Origin of the sequence: Pseudomonas aylmerensis, from assembly GCF_001702265.1 — a bacterium.
GTDB classification, from domain to species: Bacteria; Pseudomonadota; Gammaproteobacteria; order Pseudomonadales; family Pseudomonadaceae; genus Aquipseudomonas; species Aquipseudomonas aylmerensis.
In genome coordinates, this window is record NZ_MAUE01000022.1 from 101,588 (window position 1) to 123,163 (window position 21,576).

Consider the following 21,576-nt stretch of genomic DNA (forward strand, 5'->3'; position numbering starts at 1 on the left):
GCCATGAGAGCCGACCTGGAAATCATCCAAGACTGGATCCCCGCCGGCAGCCGCGTGCTCGACCTTGGTTGCGGCGATGGCGAACTGCTGAGCTGGCTGCGCGACAACAAGCAAGTCACCGGCTACGGCCTGGAAAACGACCCGGACAACATCGCCCAGTGCGTGGCCAAGGGCATCAACGTGATCGAGCAGGACCTGGACAAGGGCCTGGGCAATTTTGCCAGCAACAGCTTCGACATCGTGGTGATGACCCAGGCCCTGCAGGCCGTGCACTACCCGGACCGCATCCTCGACGAAATGCTGCGCGTAGGCCGCCAGTGCATCATCACTTTCCCCAACTTCGGCCACTGGCGTTGCCGCTGGTACCTGGCCACCAAAGGCCGCATGCCGGTGTCGGACTTCCTGCCCTACACCTGGTACAACACGCCGAACATTCACTTCTGCACCTTCGAAGACTTCGAAGCCCTGTGTGGCGAGCGTGAAGCCAAGGTGATCAACCGCCTTGCCGTCGATCAACAGCACCGCCACGGCTGGGCGAGTAAGCTATGGCCCAATCTGTTGGGCGAAATCGGTATTTACCGGGTCAGCAGTCCTGGCCTGACGGACCACAAGATTGCCGTCTAATCACCTTCAAGAGGGACGATCATGAGTCGCCTGGCTATTTTTCTACTGACCACACTGCTTGGGGCCAATGCCATGGCTGCCGACGCTATCGACCCCAATCGCACGAAAGAATTTGGCGATATCACCGTGCGTTACAACACGTTTACCTCGAGTTTCCTGCAACCGGAAACCGCCCAGGAGGTAGGCGTTGTACGCAGCAAGAACAAGGGGTTGATCAACGTTTCGGTATTCAAGGGCGTAACGCCCGTGGTGGCGCAGGTGACTGGCACCATCAAGGACTTGAGTGGCAAGAGCGAAGTGCTGACGTTCAAGCAGATCACCGAAAAAGGCGCGACCAATTACCTGGCGCCTTATTCCGTACCGCAGCAAGAGGTCAAGATTTTTACCATCAACGTTGAAACCGGTGGCAAGGCTCATAGCTTCCAATTCAACCAAGAACTGTTTCCGGCGCAATGATGAACCTCACCCAACTCGTATTGGCCAGCCATAACGCCGGCAAACTCAAAGAACTCCAGGCCATGCTCGGTGAGTCCGTGCAGCTGCGCTCGATTGGCGAATTCAGCCAGGTCGAGCCGGAAGAGACCGGCCTGTCGTTCGTCGAAAACGCCATCCTCAAGGCTCGCAACGCCGCACGCATCTCCGGCCTGCCGGCGCTGGCGGATGATTCGGGCCTGGCGGTGGACTTCCTCGGCGGCGCCCCTGGCATCTATTCGGCACGCTATGCCGACGGCAAAGGCGATGCGGCCAACAACGCCAAGCTGCTGGACGCCCTCAAGGACGTACCGGACGCGCTGCGCGGCGCACAGTTCGTCTGCGTGCTGGCCCTGGTTCGGCATGCCGATGACCCGCTGCCGATCCTCTGCGAAGGCCTGTGGCACGGGCGCATCCTGCACGCGGCCAGCGGCGAGCACGGGTTTGGCTATGACCCCCTGTTCTGGGTGCCGGAGCGTAATGTTTCCAGCGCCGAACTGAGCCCCGCCGACAAGAACCAGATCAGCCACCGCGCCCGCGCAATGGATTTGCTGCGCCAACGCCTGGGCCTGAAATGACCCAGAACACCTCTGCGCAGCCACTGATCCACGGTGGCACGCAAACACCACGGGCGGCCCTGCCCCACCTGCCGCCCCTGGCGCTGTATATCCACATCCCGTGGTGCGTACGCAAATGCCCATATTGCGACTTCAACTCCCATACCGCCAGCGCAGTGCTGCCGGAAGAAGAGTATGTCGACGCGTTACTGGCCGACCTTGATCAAGACCTGCATGCCGTTTATGGCAGGGAACTGAGTTCGATCTTCTTTGGCGGCGGTACGCCGAGCCTGTTCAGCGCCGCCGCGCTGGGCCGCCTGCTCAAGGGCGTGGAAGCACGCATCCCGTTTGCCAGCGATATCGAGATCACCCTGGAAGCCAATCCCGGCACCTTCGAACAAGAGAAGTTCGTGGCCTACCGCAAGCTGGGGATCAACCGGCTGTCGATCGGCATCCAGAGCTTCCAGCAGGAAAAGCTCGAGGCGCTCGGGCGCATCCACAATGGCGATGAAGCCGTGCGCGCTGCCGGCATGGCGCGCCAGGCCGGGTTTGATAACTTCAACCTGGACCTGATGCACGGGCTGCCCGATCAGTCCCTGGACGACGCCTTGAGCGACTTGCGCCAGGCCATCGCACTGAAGCCGACGCACTTGTCCTGGTACCAGCTGACCCTGGAACCCAACACCGTGTTCTGGAACCAGCCGCCCGCGCTGCCGGAAGACGACACGCTGTGGGACATTCAGGAAGCCGGCCAGGCGCTGCTGGCCGAACACGGTTACGCGCAATATGAGGTCTCGGCCTATGCCCAGCCAGGTCGCCCGGCGCGGCACAACCTGAACTACTGGAGCTTCGGCGACTTCATCGGTATCGGCGCCGGTGCCCACGGCAAGCTCAGCCACCCGGACGGGCGCATTGTGCGCACCTGGAAGACCCGTGCGCCGAAGGACTACCTCAACCCGGCCAAAAACTTCCAGGCCGGAGCGAAAGAACTGACCAATGAGGAGCTGCCGTTCGAGTTCCTGATGAACGCCCTGCGCCTGACTGAAGGTGTCGACGCCAAGCTCTACGCCGAACGCACCGGCCTTGAGCTGGCGAGCCTGGACGCCGCGCGCCGCGAGGCAGAACAAAGTGGCTTAATGCAGGTCGAACCGTCACGCCTGGCGGCCACTGACCGCGGGCAACTCTTTCTCAATGACCTGTTGCAGAAGTTTTTGAGCTGATCGCTCTAAGGAAATCGAATGGATCTGGTACTCGACCTGCTCGCCACCGTATCCCGCTGGAGCCGTAGCAACCTGTCGGAAATCTCCCTGGCCCTGGTCGGCTGTTTGCTGGTGTTGTTTGGCGCCGATATCAAAGGCTGGGTCGAAGCGCGCCTGGGCAGCATCGCCGGGGCATTGCGCGTGCCGTTGATGGCCCTGGTGTGCATGATCGGCAGCGGCGCCGCGCTGATCTACGCCACGCCATGGATCGTGCGGGGGCTGAGCCAGTTCAATAACTACAGCCTCGCACCGGTGCTGGTGGTGGTGCTGGTATTGATTGGCGTAGTTGCGGACCGCCGCTGATTTAAAGCGCACCGCAAAACAACTGTGGGAGCTGGCTTGGCTGCGATGCAGGCACCTCGGTGTATCAGTGATACCCAGGTGTTGCTATCGCAGGCAAGCCAGCTCCCACAGTTGATTGCACTTCAGGTTTCCAGCTGATTAAGCCAGCTTCTCGAACTTCAAATCCCAGACACCATGCCCAAGCCGCTCGCCGCGGCGCTCGAACTTGGTGATCGGCCGCTCGGCCGGGCGTGGCACGCATTTGCCGTCTTCGGCCAGGTTGCGGTAGCCAGGGGCGACGTTCATCACTTCCAGCATGTATTCAGCATACGGCTCCCAATCGGTGGCCATGTGCAGGATACCGCCGACTTTCAGCTTGCTGCGCACCAGTTCCGCGAAGGATGCCTGGACGATGCGGCGCTTGTGGTGACGGGCCTTGTGCCATGGATCGGGGAAGAACAGCATCAGGCGATCCAGGCTGTTGTCGGCGATGCAGCGGTTGAGCACTTCGATCGCGTCGCAGTCATACACCCGCAGGTTGGTCAGGCCTTGGGTCAGCACGCCATTGAGCAGCGCGCCGACACCCGGACGGTGTACTTCCACGCCGATGAAATCCTGCTCCGGCGAGGCGGCGGCCATTTCCAGCAGCGAGTGCCCCATGCCGAAACCGATTTCCAGGGAGCGCGGGGCCGAACGGCCGAAGACGTGGTCGTAGTCCACCGGCGCATCGGCCAGCGGCAGGACGAACAGTGGCGTGCCCTGCTCCAGGCCCTTTTGCTGGCCTTCGGTCATGCGCCCGGCACGCATCACAAAGCTCTTGATGCGGCGGTGCTTGGACTCGTCACCTTCGTCCACGGTGTTCGGCGTTTCGTTTGATTCAGTCATCAATAGCTCTTACTTGATCAGACCATCCAGCGGCGAAGAGGCGCTGGCGTAGAGTTTTTTCGGCATGCGACCGGCGAGGTAGGCCAGGCGGCCCGCGACGATGGCGTGGTTCATGGCTTCAGCCATCATGATCGGCTGCTGGGCGTGAGCGATGGCCGAGTTCATCAGCACCGCGTCGCAGCCCAGCTCCATGGCGATGGTGGCGTCGGACGCAGTGCCCACGCCCGCATCCACCAGCACGGGGATCTTGGCTTCTTCGAGGATGATCTGCAGGTTGTACGGGTTGCAGATGCCCAAGCCGGAACCGATCAGGCCGGCCAGCGGCATCACGGCGATACAGCCGATTTCTGCCAGTTGGCGCGCGATGATCGGGTCATCGCTGGTGTAGACCATCACGTCGAAGCCTTCCTTGACCAGCGTTTCGGCGGCCTTGAGGGTTTCGATCACATTGGGAAACAGGGTTTTCTGGTCGGCCAGCACTTCCAGCTTCACCAGGTTGTGGCCATCGAGCAGCTCACGGGCCAGGCGGCAGGTGCGCACGGCCTCGATGGCGTCGTAGCAACCGGCGGTGTTGGGCAAGAAGGTGTAGCGATCCGGCGACAGCACTTCGAGCAGGTTTGGCTCGCCTTCGATCTGGCCGAGGTTGGTGCGGCGCACGGCGAAGGTTACGATCTCGGCACCCGAGGCTTCGATGGCCAGGCGGGTTTCTTCCATGTCGCGGTACTTGCCGGTGCCGACCAGCAGGCGGGACTGGTAGGTACGACCGGCCAGGACGAAGGGCTTGTCGCTACGAACGATGCTCATGGGAAATCCTCTGTGTGGGTGAGGTTCTGCAGAATACGCGGTGGCGCACAGGCGCCGGGCGGGCTAGCCGCCGCCGATGGCGTGGACCACTTCGACCTGGTCACCTTCGGTGAGCGCGGTCTCGGCGTGCTGGCTACGCGGGACGATATCCAGGTTGAGTTCCACTGCGACGCGACGCCCGGTCAGGTCCAGACGGGTCAGCAGGGCCGCAACGGTTTCACCGTCGGGCAGTTCAAAGGATTCGCCGTTCAACTGAATGCGCATGCCACGGGCCGCCATCGTTTTTAGGGGCCAGCATTCTAGCCCGATTGGGACCCAAAGGTCAGCTCCAAGCGTCAAGCGGTCAGCTGCAAGCGCCAGGCAGCGAGGCCAAGGAAAAACCAGCCGAGCAGAAACGCCAACCCGCCGAACGGCGTAATGATCCCCAGTTTGCTGATGCCGGTCAGGGTCAGCACATACAGGCTGCCGGAGAACAACAGGATGCCGACGGCAAAGGAGATGCCCGCCCAGCCGACCAACCGGCCAGGAATATGTGCGGCCAGCAGCGCCACGCCAAACAGTGCCAGGGTGTGTACCAGCTGATAGGTCACGCCGGTATGGAAGATCGCCAGGTAGTCGGCGCTCAGGCGGTTTTTCAGGCCATGGGCGGCGAAGGCGCCGAGGGCAACACCGGTGAAGCCGAAAAAGGCAGCCAACATCAGAAAACCACGCAGCATGAGGAACTCCAGTCAGACTCAAAGGGCCGGGTCTGTATAATGGCCCGCTCAACGGGTTCGGCCAAGCCATCTCTATGCTGCGTCTCCTCTTCAATCGTTTTCTCAAAGTCGTGAAATGGTTCGCCATCGGCAGTGTCTTGCTGGTGCTGCTGTTTCGTGTCGTCCCGCCCCCCTTCACCGCGTTGATGGTGGAGCGCAAGGTCGAATCCTGGTTTGACGGTGAGCCGATTGACCTGCAACGTACCTGGGTGCCGTGGGACCAGATCTCCGATGACCTGAAAGTGGCGGTGATGGCCGGTGAAGACCAGCGTTTCCCGCAACACTGGGGCTTTGATTTCGGCGCGATCCAGGCAGCGATCCTGCACAACGAGCGCGGTGGTTCGATCCGTGGCGCCAGTACGCTGAGCCAGCAGGTCTCGAAAAACCTGTTCCTGTGGGCCGGCCGCAGTTATCTGCGCAAGGGCCTGGAGGCCTGGTTTACCGGGTTGATCGAGGTGCTTTGGCCCAAACAGCGGATTCTTGAGGTGTACCTCAACAGCGTGGAATGGGATGAAGGCGTATTTGGCGCCGAGGCTGCCGCGCGGCATCACTTTGGGATGAGTGCCAAGGCGCTCTCCCGTCAGCAGGCCAGCTACCTGGCGGCGGTGCTGCCTAACCCTCGGGTGTGGAGTGCCAGCCATCCGACTGCCTATGTGGCGCGGAGAGCCGCGTGGATTCGCCAGCAGATGAGCCAATTGGGTGGGGATGGTTACTTGGTGGAGTTGAATAACTCCCGCAAGGCGCCGTGGTCCGACTGAGACCCTACCAGGGATTGCGTGAGGCTCTGGGTTTTGCGCACAAACAAAAATGCCCCAATCTTTCGATCGGGGCATTTTTTTAGCTTTTCGCAGCGTTTTAGGCGGCGATCGACAACTTCAGCTTGTTCATCGCGCTTTTCTCAAGCTGACGAATCCGCTCGGCCGACACGTTGTACTTCTGCGCCAGGTCGTGCAGCGTGGCTTTTTCTTCCGCCAGCCAGCGCTGGTAGAGGATGTCACGGCTGCGGTCGTCCAGCACTTCCAGCGCTTCGTGCAGGTTGTGGTTGGAGTTGTCGCTCCAGTCGGCGTCTTCCAGTTGACGCGCCGGGTCGTACCGGTGGTCTTCCAGGTAATTGGCCGGCGATTGGAAAGCACTGTCGTCGTCCGCTTCGGCGGCCGGGTCGAACGCCATGTCATGGCCAGTCAGACGGCTTTCCATCTCGCGCACTTCACGCGGCTCCACGCCGAGGCTTTCGGCCACGCGGTGGACTTCCTCGTTGTTCAGCCACGCCAGGCGTTTCTTCTGGCTGCGCAGGTTGAAGAACAGCTTGCGCTGGGCCTTGGTGGTCGCGACTTTCACGATGCGCCAGTTGCGCAGGATGAACTCGTGAATTTCCGCCTTGATCCAGTGCACAGCAAACGACACCAGGCGCACACCCATCTCAGGGTTGAAGCGCTTCACAGCCTTCATCAGGCCGACGTTGCCTTCCTGGATCAGGTCAGCCTGGGCCAGGCCGTAGCCGCTATAGCTACGGGCGATATGTACGACAAAACGCAGGTGGGCGAGCACCATCTGCCGAGCCGCCCCCAAATCCTGCTCATAGTAGAGACTCTCGGCCAGTTCACGCTCCTGCTCCGGTGTCAGCAATGGAATGCTGTTCACCGTGTGCACATAGGCCTCCAGGTTCGCACCCGGGACCAAAGCATAAGCAGGTTGCAAAGAAGTGGTCATACGAAAAAACCTCCGACTCACATAACTCGTGCAGTTCAGCACTGCGAAAATTGACCGGGAACCGTAGGACAAGTTCCCTAAACCACTGATACGGTCAATACAAACGAAACCACATTACCTTGACATTAACTACTTCGGCGCCAACTCACGTAAATGCCGTGCGACCGCAATCCAAGCACCGATATACCCCAACAGGACCGCGCCAAGCAAGAGCGACAGACCATCGGCCACTGGCACACCGGCCAGGGCAAAATCACTGCCGTACAAGCCGGCAAGCCCGACTACCGCGTCGTTCAGCCAGTTCAAGCCAAACGCCAGCACACCCCAGGACAAAATCCCGGCACCGAAGCCATAAAGCGCGCCCATGTACAGAAAAGGCCGACGCACATAGCTGTCCGTGCCGCCGACCAGTTTAATCACTTCTATCTCGGTGCGACGGTTTTCAATATGAAGACGAATGGTATTACCTATCACCAAAAGTAATGCAGACACCAACAACACCGTCAGGCCGAACACAAACCGGTCACCCAGCTTGAGAATTGCCGCCAGCCGCTCAACCCAGACTAGATCAAGTTGTGCCTGTTGAACCTTGGGCAGCTCTGCGAGTTTTTGTCGCAGGGCTTCCAGGGCCGGCTTGTCGACTTCATTCGGCGTCACCAGCACCACGCCCGGCAGTGGGTTCTGCGGCAGCTCCTTCAGTGCCTCGCCCAGGCCGGATTGCTGCTGGAACTCTTCAAGGGCCTGGTCGCGGCTGATGTACTCGGCATCGGCCACACCCGGCAGGTTCTTGATGTCATCGCGCAGGCTCTCGCCGTCTTTGGCGCTCGCATCCAGGTTCAGGTACAGCGAAATCTGCGCCGCACGCTGCCAGGAGCCGCCCAGGCGCTCGACATTATTGAGCAGCAGCGACAGGCCCATCGGCAGGCTCAGGGCCACGGCCATCACCAGGCAGGTGAAAAAGCTGCCGATCGGTTGTTTGCCCAAGCGACGCAGGCTGTCCAGCAGGCTGGCGCGGTGGCTTTCGATCCAGGCGCGCAGCAAGGTGCTGAAGTCAGGACCGTCGTCTTCGTCGTGTTTTTTCTTTTTCGGCTGCGGATCGGCCGGTTTCGGTGCCACGCGTTCGGACACCTTGGGGCTGCGTGTAGCACTCATACGCCGGCCTCCCCGTCACCGATCAGGCGGCCACGCTGCAGGGTCAGCATGCGATGGCGCATGCGCGCGATCAGGGCCAGGTCGTGACTGGCGATCAGCACGCTGGTGCCCAGGCGGTTGATGTCTTCGAACACCCCCATGATCTCGGCCGCCAGGCGCGGGTCGAGGTTGCCGGTCGGTTCGTCCGCCAGCAGCAAGGCCGGACGGTGGACGATAGCGCGGGCAATGCCGACGCGCTGTTGCTGGCCGGTGGACAGGTCGCCGGGGTAGAGGTCGGTCTTGTCCGACAGCGCTACGCGCTCCAGGGCCGAATCCACGCGCTTGACGATCTCGGCCTTGGACAGCCCGAGGATCTGCAGCGGCAAGGCAATGTTGTTGAACACCGTGCGATCGAACAGCAACTGGTGGTTCTGGAACACTACGCCGATCTGGCGGCGCAGGAACGGAATCTGTGCATTGCTGATGGTGGCCAGGTCCTGGCCGGCCAGCAGCAGTTTGCCGGTGGTCGGGCGTTCCATGGCCAGCAGCAGGCGCAACAGGGTACTTTTGCCGGCGCCAGAGTGGCCGGTGACAAACAAGAACTCGCCCCGCCGTACTCGAAAGCTCAGCTCATGCAAGCCGACATGCCCGTTGGCATAGCGTTTACCGACCTGTTCGAATCGAATCATGAACGCTCCCGCTCGGCAAACAGTGCCTGTACAAAGGGTTCGGCTTCAAAAGTGCGCAGGTCGTCGATACCTTCACCGACGCCGATATAACGAATCGGCAACCCGAACTGTTTGGCCAGGGCGAAGATCACACCGCCCTTGGCCGTGCCGTCGAGCTTAGTCAATGCCAGGCCGGTCAGTTGCACCGTCTGGTTGAATTGTTTGGCCTGGCTGATGGCGTTCTGGCCCGTACCGGCATCGAGCACCAGCAGCACTTCGTGCGGCGCGTCGGCGTCGAGCTTGCCGATCACGCGGCGGACTTTCTTCAGCTCTTCCATCAAATTGTCTTTGGTGTGCAGGCGACCGGCGGTATCCGCGATCAGCACATCGATGTTACGGGCCTTGGCGGCTTGCACGGCGTCGAAGATCACCGAGGCGGAATCGGCGCCGGTGTGCTGGGCGATGACCGGGATCTTGTTGCGCTCACCCCACACCTGCAACTGCTCCACGGCAGCGGCACGGAAGGTGTCGCCGGCAGCGAGCATGACTTTCTTGCCTTCCGACTGCAGCTTCTTCGCCAGCTTGCCAATGGTGGTGGTCTTGCCGGCGCCGTTGACACCGACCACCAGGATCACGAACGGCTTGTTCGGCGTGATCACCAGCGGCGCTTCCACCGGTTTGAGCATCGCTGCCAGCTCGGCCTGCAGGGATTTGTAGAGGGCATCGGCGTCGGTCAACTGCTTGCGCGCGACCTTCTGGGTCAGGCTCTGGATGATCACCGCGGTGGCTTCGACGCCCACGTCGGCGGTCAGCAGGCGGGTTTCGATGTCTTCCAGCAGCTCGTCATCAATGACCTTCTTGCCCAGGAACAGGCTGGCCATGCCTTCGCCGATGCTGGCGCTGGTTTTGCTCAGGCCTTGCTTGAGGCGGGCGAAGAAACCGGTCTTGCTGGTTTCGGCAGGCGCGGCAGGCTCTTCGATGACGGCAGGGGCGGCAGACACTGGCTCGACCACCACCGGTGCCGGTGCTGGCGCTTCTACGACAACCGGCTGCGGCTCAATGACCACCGGAATCGGCGGCGCCACATGTTCGGCCTGTACATCTTCAACCAGTGCCACGGGCTCTTCGGCCACCGGCAATTGCGGCCATGGCTTGTGCTCGGGTTCTGGTTGCGGCTCTGGCTCTGGCTCTGGCTCAACCTCGGCCAGCGGCTGCAGCACCGGCTCGGCCATCGGCAATACCACCGGCGCCGGCGCTTCGGCAACCGGTTCGGCTTCTACTATAGGGTCCGGGATCGGTTCGGCTGGAACCTGCGGCTGTTCGGCGACGGGGGTTTCCTGCGGCTTTTTGCGCAGCCATCCGAACAGGCCTTTCTTCTCGCCAGCCGCAGCTGGGGTCTTCTTGTCGTCGTTGGAACCAAACATGGAGACGGCTATCTCAAGGTAGCGACGCGCCTGGGGGGGCGTCGGTAAATAAAATTCGATGCGTAACAGACTGTTTTTTAGCCAGCTCGTTCATGCGCAACATTTCGTAAGGCCTAAAACGGCCTCAACACGACTGCCGCAGTGGCCGTCCTTAAATCCGATCAGTATCCTAGCACCTCCTCGCCCGCCGACGCTAAGACCAAGCGGGCAGCCCAACAGGTTTAAAAACGAATGAATGCTCTAGCCCGCCACGCCGCAGGCCTGCTGTTCAGCACAGTTTGTCTGCCTCTCTCAGCCCTGGCTGCCGACCCACAACCCACCCACGAATTCACCCTGGATAACGGCCTCAAGGTGGTCGTGCGCGAAGACCATCGCGCGCCGGTGGTGGTTTCCCAGGTCTGGTACAAGGTCGGTTCGAGCTACGAAACCCCGGGCCAGACCGGTTTGTCCCACGCCCTGGAGCATATGATGTTCAAGGGTAGCGCCAAGGTCGGCCCCGGCGAAGCGTCGCTGATCCTGCGCGACCTGGGCGCCGAAGAAAACGCCTTCACCAGCGATGACTACACCGCCTACTACCAAGTGCTGGCCCGTGACCGCCTGGGTGTTGCCTTCGAGCTCGAAGCCGACCGCATGGCCAGCCTGCGCCTGCCGGCCGACGAGTTCAGCCGCGAAATCGAGGTGATCAAGGAAGAGCGCCGCCTGCGCACCGACGACAATCCAATGTCCAAGGCCTACGAGCGCTTCAAGGCCATGGCCTACCCCGCCAGCGGCTACCACACGCCGACCATCGGCTGGATGGCCGACCTGGACCGCATGAAGGTCGAAGAGCTGCGCCACTGGTACCAATCCTGGTATGTGCCGAACAACGCCACCCTGGTGGTGGTCGGCGACGTGACCCCGGACGAGGTGAAAAACCTGGCCCAGCGTTACTTCGGCCCGATTCCCAAGCGCGACGTGCCACCCGCCAAGATCCCGATGGAGCTGGCCGAGCCTGGCGAGCGCCTGCTGACGATGCGTGTGCAGACCCAACTGCCGAGCGTGATCCTCGGTTTCAACGTCCCGGGCCTGGCTACCGCCGAAGACAAGCGCTCGGTACAAGCCCTGCGCCTGATCTCGGCCCTGCTGGACGGCGGCTACAGCGCGCGTATTTCGGAGCAACTGGAGCGCGGTGAGGAGCTGGTCTCCGCCGCATCCACCAGCTACGACGCCTACACCCGTGGCGACAGCCTGTTCACCCTGACCGCCACGCCGAACCAGCAGAAGAAAAAGACCGTCGCCCAAGCCGAAGCGGGCCTGTGGCGCCTGCTGGAAGAATTGAAGTCCAAACCGCCGACCGCCGAAGAACTGGAGCGCATCCGCGCCCAAGTGATCGCCGGCGTGGTCTATCAGCGCGATTCCATCACCAGCCAGGCCACAGCCATCGGCTCGCTGGAAACCGTGGGGCTGTCCTGGACGCTCATGGACACTGAACTGGCCGACCTGCAAAGCGTGACCCCGGAAGATATCCAGAAAGCCGCGCGCACCTATTTCACCCGCGAACGTCTGAGCGTCGCCCATGTTATGCCTGAGGAGACCGCTCATGAGTGATCGCAAAAGCAGCCGCCTGGTCCTGCCGGGCTTGATCGTCGTCACCTTGATCGCGGCAAGTGCCGTGTATTTCCTGCGCCCGAGCGACTCGATGGCCAGCCAGGCGCTGGACACGGCGCAATCGGCCAACACGCTGCAATCGCTGGCTGAGCTGGACGGCAAGGCGCCGACGAACCGCAAGCTCGATGTGCAGACCTGGACCACCGCCGAAGGCGCCAAGGTGCTGTTCGTGGAAGCCCATGAACTGCCGATGTTCGACATGCGCATCCTGTTCGCCGCCGGCAGCAGCCAGGACGGCAACACCCCAGGCGTGGCACTGCTGACCAACGCCATGCTCAACGAAGGCGTGCCGGGCAAGGACGTCAGCCAGATCGCCAGCGGTTTTGAAGGCCTGGGCGCCGACTTCGGCAATGGCGCTTATCGCGACATGGCTCTGGTATCCCTGCGCAGCCTCAGCGACAGCGATAAACGCGACGCCGCCCTGGCACTGTTCGACCAGGTGATCGGCAAGCCGACCTTCCCTGCCGACTCTCTTGTGCGGATCAAGAACCAGATTCTCGCCGGCTTCGAGTACCAGAAGCAGAACCCCGCCAAGCTGGCCAGCCTGGAGCTGTTCAAGCGCCTGTATGGCGATCACCCGTACGCGCACCCGAGCGAAGGCACGCCGCAAAGCATCCCGAAGATTACCCTCGCGCAGTTGCAGGCGTTCCACGCCAAGGCTTATGCAGCAGGTAATGCGGTGATCGCCGTGGTCGGCGACCTGACCCGCGCCGAAGCCGAAGCCATGACGGCCAAGGTCTCGGCGTCGTTGCCCAAGGGCCCGGCGCTGGCCAAGATTGCCCAGCCGACCGAACCCAAGGCCGGCCTGAGCCATATCGAGTTCCCGTCCAAGCAGACGCACTTGCTGTTCGCCCAACTGGGCATCGACCGCGCCGACCCGGACTACGCAGCCCTGTCCCTGGGCAACCAGATCCTCGGCGGCGGCGGTTTCGGCACGCGCTTGATGAGCGAAGTGCGCGAGAAGCGCGGCCTGACCTACGGCGTGTACTCCGGTTTCTCGCCGATGCAGGTGCGCGGCCCGTTCATGATCAACCTGCAGACCCGCGCCGAAATGAGCGGTGGCACCCTGCGCCTGGTCGAGGAAGTGCTGGCCGACTACCTCAAGACCGGCCCGACACAGAAGGAACTGGACGACGCCAAGCGTGAGCTGGCCGGCAGCTTCCCATTGTCCACCGCCAGCAACGCGGACATCGTCGGACAACTGGGCGCGATGGGTTTCTACAACCTGCCGCTGAGCTATCTTGAAGATTTCATGAAACAATCCCAGGCCCTGACCGTAGAGCAGGTCAAGGCTGCCATGAACAAACACTTGAGCGCCGACAAGATGGTCATCGTGACCGCCGGCCCGACGATTGCGCAAAAGCCACTACCGCCCCCCACTGACAAACCCGCCGAGCAGCCGCTCGGGGTTCCGGAGCATTAATGGCCAGTTCATCTCGCCCGAAAAAACCTGTCCACAACGTGCATAACGGTGTGGGCCAACTGCGCATCATTGGTGGCGAATGGGGCAGCCGCAAGCTGAGCTTCCCCGACGTCGTCGGCCTGCGCCCCACGCCTGATCGCGTGCGTGAAACCCTGTTCAACTGGCTCGCGCCGTATATCGGCGGGGCCAAAGTGCTGGATCCGTTTGCCGGCAGCGGCGCATTGTTCCTCGAGGCGCTGTCCCGTGGCGCAGCCCAGGCCCAGGCGCTGGATGCAAGCAATGTGGCGGTGTCCAGCCTCAAGGAACACCTCGGCACCCTGCGCTGCACCAACGGCCAGGTGCAAACCGCCGACGCGCTGCGCTATCTGGAAACCCAGCCGGCAAGCGAATACGACGTGGTATTCCTCGACCCGCCGTTCAACCAGAACCTGTTGCCCGCCGTGTGCACCTTGCTCGAAGAGCGCCAATGGCTGGCGGCGGATGCATGGATCTACACTGAAAGCGAGACCGCGCCGTCAACCCTCGGCTTGCCTGGCGCCTGGCGCCTGCACCGGGAGCAGAAGTCCGGTCGGGTGTATTACGCGTTGTGGCATCGGTTGGTCGACAGCGTCGCTTAATCTGTGGCGAGCAAGCTTGTTGTGGTGAGCGGGCTTGCCCCGCGTCGGGCTGCGCAGCAGCCCCATAACCGCGACGGTGCTCTAACTGAATTAATGCGGCGTTCGTGTTGGGGCCGCTTCGCACCCCGACGCGGGTGCAAGCCCGCTCGCCACAGACTGAGAGTTTCATGACACCGTCCTCCGAACTGTTCACCCCCGCCTTCGGCCTCGGCAACCCTCACCTGCAAACCCTGTGGGGGCCGCTATGGCGCCCCACTACCCATATCGAACGCCAGCGCGAACGCCTGTGGCTGGAAGACGGCGATTTTCTGGACCTCGACTGGCATGGTCCGCATGACGCGCAGGCGCCATTGGTGCTGGTGCTGCATGGGCTGACCGGCTCATCCAATTCCCCCTATGTAGCCGGCCTGCAAAAAGTCCTCGCGGCTCAAGGCTGGGCCAGTGCCGCCTTGAACTGGCGTGGCTGTTCCGGCGAACCAAACCTGTTGGCACGCAGCTATCACTCGGGCGCCAGCGAGGATCTGGCCGCGGCGATTGCCCACCTGCGCGCGAAACGGCCGTTGGCGCCGTTGTATGCAGTGGGTTATTCGCTGGGGGGCAATGTGCTGCTCAAACACTTGGGCGAAACCGGCGAAGCCTCCGGCTTGCAAGGCGCGGCGGCGGTGTCGGTGCCGTTCCGGCTGGACCAGTGTGCGGACCGTATCGGGCTGGGTTTCTCGCGGGTTTATCAAAAGCACTTCATGCGTGAAATGCTCGCGTATATCCGCGTCAAACAAAGCCGTTTTTTACAGGATGGCCGGGCAGACGGGCTGAAAACCCTGGAAGCCCTCGGCTCACTGGAGAAGATGCGCACGTTCTGGGACTTCGATGGCCGGGTCACCGCGCCACTGCACGGTTTCCTGAGTGCCGAGGACTACTACCGCCGTGCGTCGAGCCGCTACTACCTGGGGGCGATCCGCACCTCGACGCTGATTATCCAGGCGGCCGATGATCCATTTGTATTCGCCCATAGCCTGCCCGAGGCCAGCGAGTTATCGGAGTGCACCGAGTTTGAGCTGACGGCAAAGGGTGGGCATGTGGGGTTCGTCGACGGCTCGCTGAGGCGCCCGGGTTATTACCTCGAACGCCGAATTCCTCAGTGGCTACTGGCACAACACGGCTGAACATGGAGAGGCTGGCTTGCCTGCGATAGCAGTGTGTCAGCCGATTATCCGCTCGCTGACACGCCCTCATCGCAGGTAAGCCAACTCCCACACTCGATGCGGTTCACACCGCAACCGACTCAGTCGCCCGTAGCAATTTCACGCTGCGGATCGGTAATCCACTCACTCCACGACCCCGCATACAACTTGCCCAACGGATAACCCGCCAGGCTCAGGGCGAACAGGTTGTGGCACGCCGTCACCCCTGAACCGCAATACGCCACCAACTCCTCCGGTGAACGCCCCTGCAATTGAGCGGCGAAACGCTGCTTGAGCTGGTCGGCTGGCAGGAAACGGCCATCACTGCCAAGGTTTTCGGTGAACGCCGCACACTGCGCGCCGGGGATGTGCCCGGCGATCGGGTCGATGGGTTCCACGTCACCGCGAAAACGTGGCTGGGCGCGGGCATCGATCAAGGTCAGGCCCGGTTGGCCCAGGCGTTTTTGCAGGTGTTCTGCATCCAGCACCAGGCGGTTGTCCGGCGTCCCGGCGAAGGTACCCGGCTCGACCACCGGCGCGTCCAGGCTCAGCGGGAAACCGGCGACGTGCCAGGCCTTGAGGCCGCCGTCCAGGATAAACACACCGTCACGTTTGCCCAGCCAGGCCAGCAACCACCAGGCGCGGGCAGCAAAGGCGCCGGGGCCGTCGTCATACAGCACGACATCGGTGTCGGCGTTAATACCCCAGGCGCGCAATTGCCGGGCAAAGGTGTCCGCCACCGGCAACGGGTGACGACCGGTCACGCCCTTGGTCACCGGGCCGCTGAGATGGCGCTCGAGGTCGGCGTACTGCGCGCCCTCAATATGCCCTTCGGCATAGCTGCACAGCCCGTAGTCCGGGTCTTCCAAGGCAAAACGGCAATCCAGGATCACCAGCCCGGCCGACTTCTGGCGCTCGGCCAATTGCTGGGGGCTGATCAGTTGGGCAAGCGGCATGACGGACTCCTGTGAACAGATTCGGGAAAGGTCCTACTTCACTTCTTCCAGTGCCTGATTCAACGGCACGTAAAACTCTTTGAACAGGGCATCCACCGCGTCTTTCGCCTGGGGCGTGACGAACCCGGCCTCCAGCACCAGCACCTGGTAGACCCCGCGCTTGATGGCTTCGGCGCTCAAATGGGCGGAGTTTTCATTGGTGGTGCACAAGAACCGCACCCACGAGGTGAGGATGATCCACGCATTGAGGGTCAGGGCCTCGGTCTGCACCGGGTCCATGTTGAGGATGCCGGCATCGACAAACCCTTGGTAAATGGCGTTGCCCTGGATCAGGCAGCGCTGGGAAAACCGTCGGTAGCCAGTCGCCAGTTCCGGGTCGCTTTCCAGCAAGTGCTCAAGGTCACGGTGCAGGAAGCGGTAGCGCCACATGCCGGCCAGCACGGCCTGCAGGTAAAAGCGCTTGTCTTCGACGGTCACGGCGCGGCCTTGGGGCGGGCGCAGAAAACTGTCCACCAACGCTTCGTACTCACGAAACAACACGGCGATGATCGCCTGCTTGTTGGGGAAGTGGTAGTACAGGTTGCCCGGCGAAATTTCCATATGGGCGGCAATGTGATTGGTGCTCACACTGCGCTCGCCCTGCTGGTTAAAAAGCTCCAGGCTGGTTTGCACAATGCGCTCGCTGGTCTTTACTCGTGGTGCCATAGGGGATCAGCTTCTAAACACGTGATGGGGCATCTTACGGCCTATCCTTGCAAGGATAAATCTGCATGTTGCTGCAATGTTATTTGACAATTTAGAGCAATGACTCTAAAAATCCACGCAGACCTATAACAATCGGGAACTGCGCCATGTCTGCCAACATTGCCTATCTGCAAGATTCCCAGGCGCTGGATCATCTCCAGGACCTGTTCGACGCGCAACGCCGTGCCTATGCCGCCAACCCGATGCCGCCGGCGGCGCAGCGCCAGCAGTGGCTCAAGGCTCTGCGTGATGTGCTCAGCGACGAACGCCAGGCGTTGATCGACGCGATCAGCCAGGACTTCAGCCACCGCAGTGCAGACGAAACCCTGTTCGCCGAATTGATGCCCAGCCTGCATGGCATTCACTACGCCAGCAAACACCTCAAGGGCTGGATGAAACCTTCCCGTCGCGCTGTAGGCATTGCCTTCCAGCCGGCTTCAGCCAAGGTGATCTACCAACCGCTGGGCGTGGTCGGGGTGATCGTGCCCTGGAACTACCCGCTGTACCTGGCCATTGGCCCCCTGGTCGGGGCGTTGGCCGCCGGAAACCGGGTGATGCTCAAGCTCAGCGAGTCCACACCCGCCACCGGCGAGTTGCTCAAGGCGCTGCTGGCGAAGATTTTCCCCGAGGACCTGGTGTGCGTAGTGCTCGGCGAGGCCGAAGTGGGCATGGCGTTTTCCAAGCTGCGTTTCGATCATCTGCTGTTTACCGGCGCCACCAGCATCGGCAAACATGTGATGCGCGCCGCGGCCGAACACCTCACGCCGGTGACCCTGGAATTGGGCGGCAAGTCACCGGCCATAGTGTCTGCCGATGTGCCACTCAAGGATGCCGCCGAACGAATCGCCTTCGGCAAGGCCTTGAATGCCGGGCAAACCTGTGTGGCGCCAGACTACGTGCTGGTGCCGGAAGATCGCGTTGAGGGTTTCGTCGAGGCTTACAGCAAGGCCGTCCGCGGGTTTTATCCGACGCTAACCGATAACCCGGACTACACCGCCATCATCAATGAGCGGCAACTGGCCCGGCTGAATGCCTACGTCAAGGACGCCACCGACAAGGGCGCCACGCTGGTCCCCTTGTACGATCAGGGCCAGGCCCGGCGCATGGCCCACAGCCTGTTGCTGAATGTCAGCGATGACATGACCGTGATGCAGGACGAGATCTTCGGCCCGGTGCTGCCGATCGTGCCGTATCGAGGCCTCGACCAGGCGTTTGCCTACATCAACGAAAGGCCTCGCCCACTGGCCCTGTATTACTTCGGCTACAACAAGGGCGAGCAGAATCGCGTACTTCACGAGACTCATTCCGGCGGCGTGTGCCTGAACGACACCCTGCTGCACGTGGCCCAGGATGACATGCCCTTTGGCGGCATCGGCCCCTCGGGCATGGGCCACTACCACGGCCACGAAGGTTTTCTCACGTTCAGCAAAGCCAAGGGCGTGCTGGTGAAACAGCGCCTCAATGCGGCCAAGTTGATCTACCCGCCGTACGGCAAAGCCATCCAGAAGTTGATCCAGAAGCTGTTCGTTCGCTGATTCCGCCACTCTCGGGATAACAATAACAATGAACCCTAGCCTGACTGATTCACCCGCGCTGTCGCGGCGCGGCGTATTGAAAATCGGCTTGTGCGCCAGTGCTTTCCTGGCCACGGCCGGGCTCGGCGCCAGCCTCAGCGGCTGCTCCAGCAGCACCCCGGCCAGCGGCTTTGCCATGCTGCGCAGCAGTGACCTGCCGTTTTTGCGCGCGGTAATCCCGGTGTTGCTCGAAGGCGCGGCAAGCGCCCAAGAGGTGGTCGCCGGGATTGACGACACTCTGAAAAAACTCGACTACAGCCTGCAGCACCTGTCGCCGGAAATGTTCAAGCTCACCCAGCAACTGTTCGACGTATTGGGCATGGGCATCACCCGTGGCCCATTGACCGGCATCTGGGGCAGTTGGGAAAACGCCAGCGCGGAGCAGATCCGCAACTTCCTGCACCGCTGGGAAAACAGCTATCTCAACCTGCTGCGCATGGGCCAGGGCTCGCTGCTCAAGCTGGTAATCATGTCGTGGTACTTCCGCCCGCAGTCCTGGGCGCATTGCGGCTATCCGGGCCCGCCCAAGGTCTAGCCCTGGCTGAAAACCCGCTGCAATGTGGGGCTGTACCCGCAGGCAGGCCGCTTTCGCAGGCAAGCCAGCTCCCACACTGACTGCAACTTCGTATAACAATAAGAGTGCCTGTCTATGCCCGTACCCGATCTGTTCCGCGACGGCCTGGCCCGTGGCTGGAAAACCCACAATGGCGCCGCCCTCGACAACGACCTGACCCTGGAGGCCGACGTAGCGATCATCGGCAGCGGCGCCGGTGGTGGCACCACCGCCGAGATCCTCAGCGCCGCCGGCTACAAGGTGTTGCTGATCGAAGAAGGCCCGCTCAAGACCAGCAGCGACTTCAAGCTGCTCGAGGACGAGGCCTACACCAGCCTGTACCAGGAAGGCATCGGCCGCATGAGCAAGGATGGCGCGATCACCATCCTGCAGGGCCGCGCGGTGGGCGGGACCACGCTGATCAACTGGACCTCCAGCTTTCGTACGCCGGACGCGACACTTTCCCACTGGGCCAGCGAATATGCGGTGAAGGGCCACAGCAGTGCCGAAATGGCGCCCTGGTTCGAAAAAATGGAGCAACGCCTGGGGATTGCCCCCTGGGCCATGCCACCCAATGCCAACAATGACGTGATCCGCAAAGGCTGCGAAAAGCTCGGCTACAGCTGGCACGTGATCCCCCGCAACGTGCGCGGCTGCTTCAACCTGGGTTATTGCGGCATGGGCTGCCCGGTCAACGCCAAGCAATCGATGCTGGTAACCACCATCCCCTCGACCCTGGAAAAAGGCGGCGAGCTGCTGTATCTGGCCCGCGCCGAACGCCTGCTCTACAGCGGCGACCACATCAGCAGCCTGGAATGCGTGGCGATGGATGAACGCTGCGTGGCACCGACTGGCCGCAAAATCACGGTCAAGGCCAAGCATTACGTGCTGGCCGGCGGCGGCATCAACAGCCCCGCCTTGCTGATGCGCTCGGATGCCCCGGACCCGCATTCGCGGCTGGGCAAGCGCACCTTCCTGCACCTGGTGAATTTCTCCGCCGGGCTGTTCGAGGAGGTGATCAACCCGTTCTACGGCGCGCCGCAGTCAATCTACTCCGACCATTTTCAATGGCAGGACGGCACTACCGGCAAAATGTCCTACAAGCTTGAGGCGCCGCCGCTGCACCCGGCACTCGCCAGCACCCTGCTGGGCGGCTACGGCACGCAGAACGCCATGGACATGAAGCAATTGCCCAACACCCACGCGATGCTGGCCTTGCTGCGCGACGGTTTCCACCCCGACAGCCCGGGCGGCAGCGTGGAGTTGCGCGGCGATGGCACACCAGTGCTCGACTATCAGGTATCGGCGTACGCCTGGGACGGCCTGCGTCGCGCCTTTCACAGCATGGCCGAGATCCAGTTCGCGGCGGGAGCCAAGTCGGTCAAGCCGCTGCACCACGATGCGCGCTACGTGACGAGCCTGGGCGAAGCCCGCACGCTGATCGAAGGGCTGAACCTGGAACTGCACCGCACCTGCCTGGGCAGCGCCCATGTGATGGGCGGTTGCGCCATGGGTGAAGACCCGAAAAATGCGGTGGCCGACAGCCTTGGCCGTCATCACCAATTGCGCAATCTGTCGATCCACGATGGCTCGTTGTTCCCCACCAGCATTGGGGCCAACCCGCAATTGTCGGTGTATGGATTGACCGCGCAACTGGCGACAGCCTTGGCCGAACGTCTGAAAACAGCGTGAAAAAACACGCTATTCGCCATGTCTATAGTGCTTTCTTCTGCATAAGTTGACTTGGCCGACCGGGACGGCTGCGATACCATCCGGTTCCCCAACGGACTCCGCCAGGACGACGCGATGAACCGAGTGTTGTACCCAGGTACCTTCGACCCGATTACCAAAGGCCATGGCGATCTGGTCGAACGTGCCTCACGCTTGTTCGACCATGTGATCATCGCGGTCGCGGCCAGCCCCAAGAAAAACCCGCTGTTTCCCCTGGAACAGCGCGTGGAGCTGGCGCGTGAGGTCACCAAGCACCTGCCCAACGTGGAAGTGGTGGGCTTTTCCACATTGCTGGCGCACTTCGCCAAAGAGCAGAACGCCAATGTGTTCCTGCGTGGCCTGCGTGCGGTGTCGGACTTCGAATACGAATTCCAGCTGGCCAACATGAATCGCCAACTGGCACCGGACGTGGAAAGCCTGTTCCTCACGCCGTCGGAGCGATATTCGTTCATTTCCTCGACGTTGGTCCGTGAAATTGCCGCTTTGGGCGGAGATATCACCAAGTTCGTGCACCCGGCCGTGGCCGATGCGCTGACACTGCGTTTCAAGAAGTAATTTCTGTAAGCGGGCTTATTGTGGC

The 21,576-nt window shown here is 61.9% G+C and carries 24 protein-coding genes; 14 read left to right on the top strand and 10 right to left on the bottom strand.

Annotated elements, in window-relative coordinates:
* Positions 1-3 precede the first annotated feature (3 nt).
* Genes metW through BBG20_RS15600 form a run of 5 tightly spaced genes read left to right on the top strand, consistent with a single transcriptional unit; the run spans position 4 to position 3,214 of the window.
* Positions 4-624 carry a methionine biosynthesis protein MetW gene (gene metW, locus BBG20_RS15580; RefSeq protein WP_016972957.1) on the top strand — a complete coding sequence of 207 codons (621 nt, stop codon included), beginning with the start codon at positions 4-6 and terminating at the stop codon, positions 622-624.
* 21 nt (positions 625-645) lie between these two features.
* The gene (locus BBG20_RS15585) at positions 646-1,080 is read left to right on the top strand and encodes a DUF4426 domain-containing protein (RefSeq protein WP_065902156.1); all 435 of its coding nucleotides are present in this window, start codon (positions 646-648) and stop codon (positions 1,078-1,080) included.
* Positions 1,077-1,673: an RdgB/HAM1 family non-canonical purine NTP pyrophosphatase gene (rdgB, locus tag BBG20_RS15590; RefSeq protein ID WP_065902158.1), complete on the top strand. Its 597-nt coding sequence runs from the start codon at positions 1,077-1,079 to the stop codon at positions 1,671-1,673. Before BBG20_RS15585 ends, rdgB begins: the two co-directional genes overlap by 4 nt.
* Positions 1,670-2,872, top strand: coding sequence for a radical SAM family heme chaperone HemW (gene hemW / locus BBG20_RS15595; RefSeq protein WP_065902162.1), 1,203 nt, complete (start codon positions 1,670-1,672; stop codon positions 2,870-2,872). Before rdgB ends, hemW begins: the two co-directional genes overlap by 4 nt.
* A gap of 18 nt (positions 2,873-2,890) precedes the next feature.
* Positions 2,891-3,214 carry a DUF3392 domain-containing protein gene (locus BBG20_RS15600; RefSeq protein WP_016972961.1) on the top strand — a complete coding sequence of 108 codons (324 nt, stop codon included), beginning with the start codon at positions 2,891-2,893 and terminating at the stop codon, positions 3,212-3,214.
* A gap of 138 nt (positions 3,215-3,352) precedes the next feature.
* Here the strand turns inward: BBG20_RS15600 and trmB are convergent, their stop codons facing one another.
* The 4 genes from trmB to BBG20_RS15620 all read right to left on the bottom strand — a co-directional run bounded on the left by trmB (position 3,353) and on the right by BBG20_RS15620 (position 5,598).
* Complete coding sequence (gene trmB, locus BBG20_RS15605; protein ID WP_065902164.1) at positions 3,353-4,078, bottom strand: tRNA (guanosine(46)-N7)-methyltransferase TrmB; 726 nt, start codon at positions 4,076-4,078, stop codon at positions 3,353-3,355.
* A 9-nt stretch (positions 4,079-4,087) separates the two neighbouring features.
* Positions 4,088-4,882 carry a thiazole synthase gene (locus tag BBG20_RS15610; protein WP_015886353.1) on the bottom strand — a complete coding sequence of 265 codons (795 nt, stop codon included), beginning with the start codon at positions 4,880-4,882 and terminating at the stop codon, positions 4,088-4,090.
* Between the two features lie 63 nt (positions 4,883-4,945).
* Positions 4,946-5,146, bottom strand: coding sequence for a sulfur carrier protein ThiS (gene thiS / locus BBG20_RS15615; protein WP_032865944.1), 201 nt, complete (start codon positions 5,144-5,146; stop codon positions 4,946-4,948).
* 71 nt (positions 5,147-5,217) lie between these two features.
* On the bottom strand, positions 5,218-5,598 hold the full coding sequence (locus tag BBG20_RS15620) for a DUF423 domain-containing protein (RefSeq protein WP_065902165.1): 381 nt from the start codon (positions 5,596-5,598) through the stop codon (positions 5,218-5,220).
* A 74-nt stretch (positions 5,599-5,672) separates the two neighbouring features.
* Here BBG20_RS15620 and mtgA point away from each other — a divergent pair, with 74 nt between their 5' ends.
* A complete protein-coding gene (gene mtgA / locus BBG20_RS15625; protein WP_065902167.1) occupies positions 5,673-6,395 on the top strand; it encodes a monofunctional biosynthetic peptidoglycan transglycosylase in 723 nt (240 codons plus the stop codon).
* Between the two features lie 97 nt (positions 6,396-6,492).
* Here mtgA and rpoH read toward each other — a convergent pair whose 3' ends face one another.
* The 4 genes from rpoH to ftsY all read right to left on the bottom strand — a co-directional run bounded on the left by rpoH (position 6,493) and on the right by ftsY (position 10,570).
* Positions 6,493-7,347, bottom strand: coding sequence for an RNA polymerase sigma factor RpoH (gene rpoH, locus BBG20_RS15630; RefSeq protein ID WP_003176698.1), 855 nt, complete (start codon positions 7,345-7,347; stop codon positions 6,493-6,495).
* Between the two features lie 129 nt (positions 7,348-7,476).
* Positions 7,477-8,499, bottom strand: a complete 1,023-nt coding sequence (ftsX, locus tag BBG20_RS15635; RefSeq protein WP_065902169.1) for a permease-like cell division protein FtsX — start codon at positions 8,497-8,499, stop codon at positions 7,477-7,479.
* Positions 8,496-9,167: a cell division ATP-binding protein FtsE gene (gene ftsE, locus BBG20_RS15640; protein ID WP_003213784.1), complete on the bottom strand. Its 672-nt coding sequence runs from the start codon at positions 9,165-9,167 to the stop codon at positions 8,496-8,498. The genes ftsX and ftsE overlap by 4 nt, the downstream gene beginning before the upstream one ends.
* On the bottom strand, positions 9,164-10,570 hold the full coding sequence (gene ftsY, locus BBG20_RS15645) for a signal recognition particle-docking protein FtsY (protein ID WP_065902171.1): 1,407 nt from the start codon (positions 10,568-10,570) through the stop codon (positions 9,164-9,166). Before ftsY ends, ftsE begins: the two co-directional genes overlap by 4 nt.
* Positions 10,571-10,801: 231 nt before the next feature.
* Between ftsY and BBG20_RS15650 the strand changes: the two genes are divergently transcribed.
* The 4 genes from BBG20_RS15650 to BBG20_RS15665 all read left to right on the top strand — a co-directional run bounded on the left by BBG20_RS15650 (position 10,802) and on the right by BBG20_RS15665 (position 15,420).
* On the top strand, positions 10,802-12,157 hold the full coding sequence (locus BBG20_RS15650) for a M16 family metallopeptidase (RefSeq protein WP_065902173.1): 1,356 nt from the start codon (positions 10,802-10,804) through the stop codon (positions 12,155-12,157).
* Positions 12,150-13,640: a M16 family metallopeptidase gene (locus BBG20_RS15655; RefSeq protein WP_065902175.1), complete on the top strand. Its 1,491-nt coding sequence runs from the start codon at positions 12,150-12,152 to the stop codon at positions 13,638-13,640. The genes BBG20_RS15650 and BBG20_RS15655 overlap by 8 nt, the downstream gene beginning before the upstream one ends.
* On the top strand, positions 13,640-14,257 hold the full coding sequence (gene rsmD / locus BBG20_RS15660; RefSeq protein ID WP_065902177.1) for a 16S rRNA (guanine(966)-N(2))-methyltransferase RsmD: 618 nt from the start codon (positions 13,640-13,642) through the stop codon (positions 14,255-14,257). Before BBG20_RS15655 ends, rsmD begins: the two co-directional genes overlap by 1 nt.
* Before the next feature lie 167 nt (positions 14,258-14,424).
* Entirely contained in the window at positions 14,425-15,420 is a 996-nt protein-coding gene (locus BBG20_RS15665; protein ID WP_065902180.1) for a hydrolase, read from the top strand.
* A 119-nt stretch (positions 15,421-15,539) separates the two neighbouring features.
* On the opposite strand, the gene BBG20_RS15670 is transcribed toward BBG20_RS15665, so the two are convergent.
* Positions 15,540-16,394, bottom strand: a complete 855-nt coding sequence (locus tag BBG20_RS15670) for a sulfurtransferase (RefSeq protein WP_065902182.1) — start codon at positions 16,392-16,394, stop codon at positions 15,540-15,542.
* A 33-nt stretch (positions 16,395-16,427) separates the two neighbouring features.
* On the bottom strand, positions 16,428-17,099 hold the full coding sequence (locus BBG20_RS15675; RefSeq protein ID WP_065902184.1) for a TetR/AcrR family transcriptional regulator: 672 nt from the start codon (positions 17,097-17,099) through the stop codon (positions 16,428-16,430).
* A gap of 146 nt (positions 17,100-17,245) precedes the next feature.
* On the opposite strand from BBG20_RS15675, the gene BBG20_RS15680 reads away from it, so the two are divergent.
* The 4 genes from BBG20_RS15680 to coaD all read left to right on the top strand — a co-directional run bounded on the left by BBG20_RS15680 (position 17,246) and on the right by coaD (position 21,551).
* Positions 17,246-18,673 carry a coniferyl aldehyde dehydrogenase gene (locus BBG20_RS15680; RefSeq protein ID WP_065902186.1) on the top strand — a complete coding sequence of 476 codons (1,428 nt, stop codon included), beginning with the start codon at positions 17,246-17,248 and terminating at the stop codon, positions 18,671-18,673.
* 28 nt (positions 18,674-18,701) lie between these two features.
* Positions 18,702-19,247, top strand: a complete 546-nt coding sequence (locus BBG20_RS15685) for a twin-arginine translocation pathway signal protein (protein WP_065902189.1) — start codon at positions 18,702-18,704, stop codon at positions 19,245-19,247.
* A gap of 114 nt (positions 19,248-19,361) precedes the next feature.
* Positions 19,362-20,957: a GMC family oxidoreductase gene (locus BBG20_RS15690; RefSeq protein WP_065902192.1), complete on the top strand. Its 1,596-nt coding sequence runs from the start codon at positions 19,362-19,364 to the stop codon at positions 20,955-20,957.
* 114 nt (positions 20,958-21,071) lie between these two features.
* A complete protein-coding gene (gene coaD, locus BBG20_RS15695; protein WP_003176711.1) occupies positions 21,072-21,551 on the top strand; it encodes a pantetheine-phosphate adenylyltransferase in 480 nt (159 codons plus the stop codon).
* The last annotated feature ends 25 nt before the right edge of the window (positions 21,552-21,576 follow it).

Excerpts from the sequence above, each read along its gene's own strand:
- metW (WP_016972957.1), top strand. The coding sequence starts at position 4 with ATGAGAGCCGACCTGGAAATCATCCAAGACTGGATCCCCGCCGGCAGC.
- BBG20_RS15585 (WP_065902156.1), top strand. The coding sequence starts at position 646 with ATGAGTCGCCTGGCTATTTTTCTACTGACCACACTGCTTGGGGCCAAT.
- rdgB (WP_065902158.1), top strand. The coding sequence starts at position 1,077 with ATGATGAACCTCACCCAACTCGTATTGGCCAGCCATAACGCCGGCAAA.
- hemW (WP_065902162.1), top strand. The coding sequence starts at position 1,670 with ATGACCCAGAACACCTCTGCGCAGCCACTGATCCACGGTGGCACGCAA.
- BBG20_RS15600 (WP_016972961.1), top strand. The coding sequence starts at position 2,891 with ATGGATCTGGTACTCGACCTGCTCGCCACCGTATCCCGCTGGAGCCGT.
- trmB (WP_065902164.1), bottom strand. The coding sequence starts at position 4,078 with ATGACTGAATCAAACGAAACGCCGAACACCGTGGACGAAGGTGACGAG.
- BBG20_RS15610 (WP_015886353.1), bottom strand. The coding sequence starts at position 4,882 with ATGAGCATCGTTCGTAGCGACAAGCCCTTCGTCCTGGCCGGTCGTACC.
- thiS (WP_032865944.1), bottom strand. The coding sequence starts at position 5,146 with ATGCGCATTCAGTTGAACGGCGAATCCTTTGAACTGCCCGACGGTGAA.
- BBG20_RS15620 (WP_065902165.1), bottom strand. The coding sequence starts at position 5,598 with ATGCTGCGTGGTTTTCTGATGTTGGCTGCCTTTTTCGGCTTCACCGGT.
- mtgA (WP_065902167.1), top strand. The coding sequence starts at position 5,673 with ATGCTGCGTCTCCTCTTCAATCGTTTTCTCAAAGTCGTGAAATGGTTC.
- rpoH (WP_003176698.1), bottom strand. The coding sequence starts at position 7,347 with ATGACCACTTCTTTGCAACCTGCTTATGCTTTGGTCCCGGGTGCGAAC.
- ftsX (WP_065902169.1), bottom strand. The coding sequence starts at position 8,499 with ATGAGTGCTACACGCAGCCCCAAGGTGTCCGAACGCGTGGCACCGAAA.
- ftsE (WP_003213784.1), bottom strand. The coding sequence starts at position 9,167 with ATGATTCGATTCGAACAGGTCGGTAAACGCTATGCCAACGGGCATGTC.
- ftsY (WP_065902171.1), bottom strand. The coding sequence starts at position 10,570 with ATGTTTGGTTCCAACGACGACAAGAAGACCCCAGCTGCGGCTGGCGAG.
- BBG20_RS15650 (WP_065902173.1), top strand. The coding sequence starts at position 10,802 with ATGAATGCTCTAGCCCGCCACGCCGCAGGCCTGCTGTTCAGCACAGTT.
- BBG20_RS15655 (WP_065902175.1), top strand. The coding sequence starts at position 12,150 with ATGAGTGATCGCAAAAGCAGCCGCCTGGTCCTGCCGGGCTTGATCGTC.
- rsmD (WP_065902177.1), top strand. The coding sequence starts at position 13,640 with ATGGCCAGTTCATCTCGCCCGAAAAAACCTGTCCACAACGTGCATAAC.
- BBG20_RS15665 (WP_065902180.1), top strand. The coding sequence starts at position 14,425 with ATGACACCGTCCTCCGAACTGTTCACCCCCGCCTTCGGCCTCGGCAAC.
- BBG20_RS15670 (WP_065902182.1), bottom strand. The coding sequence starts at position 16,394 with ATGCCGCTTGCCCAACTGATCAGCCCCCAGCAATTGGCCGAGCGCCAG.
- BBG20_RS15675 (WP_065902184.1), bottom strand. The coding sequence starts at position 17,099 with ATGGCACCACGAGTAAAGACCAGCGAGCGCATTGTGCAAACCAGCCTG.
- BBG20_RS15680 (WP_065902186.1), top strand. The coding sequence starts at position 17,246 with ATGTCTGCCAACATTGCCTATCTGCAAGATTCCCAGGCGCTGGATCAT.
- BBG20_RS15685 (WP_065902189.1), top strand. The coding sequence starts at position 18,702 with ATGAACCCTAGCCTGACTGATTCACCCGCGCTGTCGCGGCGCGGCGTA.
- BBG20_RS15690 (WP_065902192.1), top strand. The coding sequence starts at position 19,362 with ATGCCCGTACCCGATCTGTTCCGCGACGGCCTGGCCCGTGGCTGGAAA.
- coaD (WP_003176711.1), top strand. The coding sequence starts at position 21,072 with ATGAACCGAGTGTTGTACCCAGGTACCTTCGACCCGATTACCAAAGGC.